Genomic DNA, 4,607 nt, shown 5'->3' with positions numbered 1-4,607 from the left:
GGCGCGTCAAGAAGGCGCGCGGCGGGAGAGGGACAGGGTGCGGTGGGCGGCGGCCACCACCGCCGGGTCGACGAAGCGGCCGTCCGGGAGGGCCAGGGCTCCCGGGGTGGCGCGGGCCGCCGTGACGATCTCCTCCGCCGCGGTGACCTCCTCCGGCGCCGGGAGGAAGGCCCGCTCGATCACCGGGAGCTGCCGCGGGTGGATCGCCGCACGGCCGAGGAAGCCCAGGGCCCGGCCCCGCGCGCAGGAGGCGGCCAGGGCCTCCAGGTCCCGGATGTCCGGGAAGACCGACTGGGCCGGCGGCGCCAGCCCGGCGGCCCGGGCGGCCACGACGACCCTGGAACGCGGCCAGTCCAGCCCGCTCTCCGCGCAGACGCCGAGGTCCGCGCAGAGGTCCGCCTCGCCCAGCGTCAGCCCCTGCAGGGAAGGGTGGGCGCGCGCGATCTCGTACGCCCTCTCCACCCCCAGGGCGGACTCCAGCAGCGCGTACAGCGCCACCCCTCCGGTGCGGTCCGCGACCCGGGTGATCTGTTCCGGCGCGTCGATCTTGGGCAGCCGCAGGCCCGCGAGACCGTGCAGCTTGGCCAGCGCGGTGAGGTCGGCGCCCGACCAGGGGGAGCCGAGGGCGTTGACGCGGACGTGGACGGGGACCGGCGGCCGCTCGGTCAGCAGCTCGGCGGTGGCCGCGCGGGCGTACTCCTTGCGCGAGGCCGACACCGAGTCCTCCAGGTCGACGATGACGGCGTCGGCCCCGCTGCGCAGGGCCTTCGCCACCACCTCCGGGCGGTCCCCGGGTGCGTAGAGCCAGGTCAGGATCAAAGGGCACCTTCGGTACGGAGAGCGGCGATCTCGGGCACGGTCAGGCCGAGCTCGGTCAGGACGGATTCGGTGTCCGCGCCGTGCGGGCGGCCCGCCCAGCGGATCCCGCCGGGGGTCCCGGACAGCCGGAAGAGGACGTTCTGCATGCGGAGGGGGCCGAGTTCGGGGTCCTCGACCTCGGTGACCGTGTCGAGGGCGGCGAACTGCGGATCGGCCATCACGTCCCGGACGTCGTAGACCAGGGCGACGGCGGCCTCGGCCCCCTCGAAGGCCGCGACCACCTCCTCGGCCTTGTGCCGGGCGATCCAGGCGCCGACCGCCCCGTCGATGACCTCCGCGTGCGCGGCCCGCCCGGAACCGGTCGCGAACCAGGGCTCGGCGGTCAGCTCGGCCCGGCCGACGAGCCGCAGCACGCGCTCCGCGATCGACTGGGCCGAGGCGGACACCGCCAGCCAGCGGCCGTCCGCACTGCGGTAGGTGTTGCGGGGGGCGTTGTTGGCGGAGCGGTTGCCGGTGCGGGGCTGGACGTAGCCGAGCTGGTCGTACCAGAGCGGGTGCGGGCCCAGCACGGTCAGGATCGGCTCGATGATCGCCAGGTCGACGACCTGGCCCTGACCGGTCCGGTCCCGCCCGGCGAGCGCGGTCATCACCGCGTACGCGCAGGTCAGCCCGGCGATGGAGTCCGCGAGGCCGAAGGGCGGCAGGGTCGGCGGGCCGTCCGGCTCCCCGGTGATCGCGGCGAAGCCGCTCATCGCCTCGGCGAGGGTGCCGAAGCCGGGCCGGCGGGCGTACGGGCCCTGCTGGCCGAAGGCCGTGACGCGGGCCAGGACCAGCCGCGGGTTGGCGGCCGACAGCTCGGGCCAGCCCAGGCCCCACTTCTCCAGGGTGCCGGGGCGGAAGTTCTCGACGACCACGTCGGCGGTGGCGGCCAGCCGCAGCAGGAGGTCCCGGCCGCCGGGCGTGGACAGGTCGAGGGTCATGGTCCGCTTGTTCCGCCCGAGCAGCTTCCACCACAGCCCGACCCCGTCCCTGGCCGGGCCGTGCCCCCGGGAGGGGTCGGGCCGGTGCGGGTGCTCGACCTTGACCACCTCGGCGCCGAAGTCCCGGCATCGAGTCCTGCGCCCCCGGCCGCTGGACGGACAGCGAAGCCGCCACCGAGGCCCAGGCCAGCGCCCCGGGCATGGCGCGCCCCTCCCCGAGGGCCACCGCGAGCGCCCCGACGAAGGTGTCCCCGGCGGCGGTGGTGTCCACCGCCCGCACCCGGGGGGCCGCCACCGTCAGCGGCTCGCGCCCCCGGGCCGCGTACAGGCAGCCGGCCGCGCCCAGGGTCACCACCACCTCCGGCACCTCCCGCAGCAGCGCCTCCGCGGCCCGGTGGGGGTCGGTCAGCCCGGTGAGGGCGGCGGCCTCGTGCTCGTTCGGGACCAGCAGGTCGGTGGCGGCGAGCAGCCCGGCCGGCAGCGGCTGCGCGGGGGCCGGGGTGAGGACGGTGCGGACGCCGTGCGCGCGGGCGGCCTCCGCCCCGGCGAGGACGGCCTCCAGGGGGAGTTCCAGCTGGAGCAGCAGGCAGTCGGCGGCGCCGATCCGCGACGCGTCGCCCGCCTCCAGGCCGGTGACGCGGGCGTTGGCGCCGGGGATGACGATGATGCTGTTGCCGCCCTCGTCGTCGACGGTGATGTGCGCGGTGCCGCTCGCGCCCTCGACGGTGCGCAGCGCGGCGGTCTCGACCCCGGCCGCCGCCAGCCCGGCCCGCAGCCGTACGCCGAACCCGTCCGCCCCGACGGCACCGATCATCACCACCTCCCCGCCGAGGCGGGCGGCGGCCACCGCCTGGTTGGCGCCCTTGCCGCCGGGGGCCGTGCGGAACTCCCGGCCGGTGACGGTCTCCCCGAGGCGGGGGGCCTTGGGCACGTAGGCGACGAGGTCCATGTTGGTACTGCCGAGCACGGCGATGGCCGTCATGAGCGGGTTGCCTCCTGGGTGACGGGCGGGGTGGCGGGCTGAGTGGCGAGCTGGGCGGTGAGGTGGGCGAGGGTGTCGAAGCCGGTGCCGTCGAAGCCGGCGACGGTGGTGGCGAGGCGGTTCTTCAGCGGTGCGGTCCAGCGCTCCGGGATCCGGTCGGGGGATCCGGCCAGGAGTCCGGCGACCGAGCCGGCGGTGGCGCCGTTGGAGTCGGTGTCCCAGCCGCCGGACACCGCGAGGCAGACGGAGCGGGTGAAGTCCCCGTCGGCGTGGGTGAGGGCGGCGGCGATCAGGGCGGCGTTGGGGACGGCGTGCACCCAGTGGTAGTGGCCGTAGCGGGCGTGCAGCCGGTCCACGGCTCGGTCGAAGCAGGACTCCTCGCGGGCGGTGCGGATCCCGTGGCGGACGGCCTCGGCGAGGCGCGAGCCGGGCGGTACGACGGCCAGCCCGGCCCGCAGCGCGCCGTGCACGTCGGCCCGGCCGCCGGCGGCCTCGGCGATCGCGGCGGCGGCGAAGAGGGCGGCGTGCACCCCGCCCGCGGTGTGCGTGAGGGTGGCGTCCCGCCAGGCCTGCTCGGCGGCGGCGACCGGGTCGCCGGGGTTGGTCCAGCCGTGGACGTCGGCGCGGATGAGGGCGCCGATCCACTCGCGGAAGGGGTTGTGGTGGGTGGCGGTGTGCGGGGGCTCCAGGCCCTGGAGGAGGTTGCGGTAGGCGACGCGTTCGGCGGTGAAGGTGCGGCCGGCGGGGAGCTCGTCGAGCCAGAGCCGGGCCAGGTCGGCGGTGGTGAAGCCCTTGCCGTGCCGCTGGAGCAGCAGCAGGCCGAGGAGGGGGTGGTTCAGGTCGTCGTCCTCGGGCGCGCCGTCGATGTTCTCGGCGAGGGAGGTGGGTGCGGAGCGGCGGTTCCACGGGTGGGCGGCCAGGAGCCGCGCGGGGACGCCGCGGGCGGTGAACCAGTCGTCCAGCGGCCAGTTCCCGGCGGCGCGGGCGAGGGCGCGGATGCCGTCCAGGGGCAGCTTCTCGACGGGTTTGCCGAGTACGCAGCCGACGGCCCGGCCGACCCAGGCGGCCTCCAGCCTGCGGCGCAGCACGGGATCCACCGGGGCGGCCGGGGCGGGCCCGGCGTCCCGTGCCCGTGCGGGGGGCGGTTCCGGGTCCCCGGGCGGGAGCGGCGCGGGCCAGGTGGCCCGGATGGCCGGCCAGTCGGTGGGCTCCGCGGCGGCGGTGGGGACGGGGAGCTCCGCGAGGGCGTCCAGCAGGCGGGTGGCGAGCGCACGCAGTTCCGGCGCGGCGGGGGCGGGGGAGGCCCCGGCCCGCGCGGGGGCCGGGTGCCCGCCCGCCGCGAGCCAGGCGGCGCGGACCGGCCCGGGGTCGCGGCCGTCCTCCGCGGCCTGGCGCAGCTCGTGGCCGACCAGGTCCTCGGGCTGCACCCAGGTGAGCCGTACGGGGTCCGCGGCGGCGGCGCGCGCGCCGGCTTCGACGGCGGGGCCTGGCGTGGCCGGGCCTGTCGTGGGCGGGGGTGTGGCCGGGGGGCCTCCGGCGCAGGGGCCCGTCACCGGGGTGAGGCCATGGCGTCGAAGGCGGCCTCGTGGGCGCGCCGGCGGGACCGGTCCCGGGCGAAGACCTCCCGGGCCACGGCGGCCAGTTCGGCGGCCGGGGCGTGGAGGTCGAGCCGGCTGGCCTCGGCGACCTGCTTGGCCCAGGCGGCGGGCACGGCGGACTCCCCGCCGAGGGCGCCGGCCACCGCCCCGGCCATCGTGGCGATGGAGTCGCAGTCGCGGCCGTAGTTGACGAGCAGCCGAGCACCGCCGCCTCGTACCGGCCGTCGG

At 77.8% G+C, this 4,607-nt stretch carries 3 protein-coding genes and 2 pseudogenes; all 5 read right to left on the bottom strand.

Annotation, left to right across the window (positions count from 1 at the left end; translation table 11 throughout):
- Positions 1-6: 6 nt before the first annotated feature.
- The gene (locus SSNG_RS43645) at positions 7-819 is read right to left on the bottom strand and encodes a CoA ester lyase (protein WP_007263560.1); all 813 of its coding nucleotides are present in this window, start codon (positions 817-819) and stop codon (positions 7-9) included.
- Positions 816-1,922: pseudogene (locus SSNG_RS43640) on the bottom strand (CoA transferase); the annotation flags it as partial. The pseudogene SSNG_RS43640 and the gene SSNG_RS43645, both read right to left, overlap by 4 nt.
- Position 1,923: 1 nt before the next feature.
- Positions 1,924-2,781: pseudogene (gene rbsK / locus SSNG_RS43635) on the bottom strand (ribokinase); the annotation flags it as partial.
- Positions 2,778-4,208, bottom strand: coding sequence for an ADP-ribosylglycohydrolase family protein (locus SSNG_RS09270; protein WP_007263557.1), 1,431 nt, complete (start codon positions 4,206-4,208; stop codon positions 2,778-2,780). The gene SSNG_RS09270 and the pseudogene rbsK, both read right to left, overlap by 4 nt.
- Before the next feature lie 122 nt (positions 4,209-4,330).
- Positions 4,331-4,607: ADP-ribosylglycohydrolase family protein (locus tag SSNG_RS09265; RefSeq protein ID WP_206731284.1), on the bottom strand; the 277-nt coding region annotated here is incomplete at its 5' end.

It is taken from the genome of Streptomyces sp. C, from assembly GCF_000158895.1.
In the GTDB taxonomy this organism is placed as follows: domain Bacteria; phylum Actinomycetota; class Actinomycetes; order Streptomycetales; family Streptomycetaceae; genus Streptomyces; species Streptomyces racemochromogenes.
Note: the sequence above shows the minus strand (reverse complement) of the source record. Positions and strands in the feature narration are given on the sequence as shown.